Source organism: Nonomuraea cypriaca, from assembly GCF_015645445.1.
GTDB classification, from domain to species: domain Bacteria; phylum Actinomycetota; class Actinomycetes; order Streptosporangiales; family Streptosporangiaceae; genus Nonomuraea; species Nonomuraea cypriaca.
Genome location: NZ_JADOGI010000575.1, coordinates 1 through 613, shown reverse-complemented (window position 1 = coordinate 613; position 613 = coordinate 1). Strand labels below are relative to the sequence as shown.

Annotated in this window: 1 protein-coding gene; it reads left to right on the top strand. The window is 71.0% G+C overall.

Annotated features, from left to right (window positions below):
* On the top strand, positions 1-610 hold a 610-nt coding region (locus tag ITP53_RS55685; protein ID WP_195903538.1), incomplete at its 5' end, for an SDR family NAD(P)-dependent oxidoreductase.
* Positions 611-613 lie beyond the last annotated feature (3 nt).

The window sequence follows — 613 nt, the reverse complement described above, 5'->3', positions numbered from 1 at the left end:
CGCGGCCGGCGGCGCGGCGTTCCCCTTCGCCGCCGACCTGGCCGCACCCGACACCGGCACCGCGTTCTGGGCCGCCTACGATGAGGCTGCGGGCTCACTGCGCGACGCTCCCGTGCGGGTGCTGGTGAACAACGCCGGGGTCGCCCTGCACGGCACCATCGAGGAGTTCGACGCCGAGGACTTCATCCGCCAGCAGCAGATCAACACCACCGCACCGTTCCTGATCATCCAGGCTGCCCTGCCTCGCCTGGCCGACGGCGGGCGCATCGTGAACATCTCCTCCGGCGCCACCCGCGTCGCCTTCCCCGATCTCATCGGCTACACCATGACAAAGGGCGCCATCGACGCCCTCACCCTCCCCCTCGCCCAGCACCTCGGCCCCCGCGGCATCACCGTCAACGCCGTCGTCCCCGCCACCACCGACACCGACATGAACGCCTCCTGGTTGCGCGGCAACCCCGACCTCATCGCCGCCATCGCCGCACAGAACGCCCTCGGCCGCATCGGCGAACCCGACGACGTCGCCGACGTCGTGGCCCTCCTTGTCTCCCATGACGCCCGGTGGATCACGGGACAGGTCATCGACGCCACCGGCGGCTACCGCCTGTAGGAG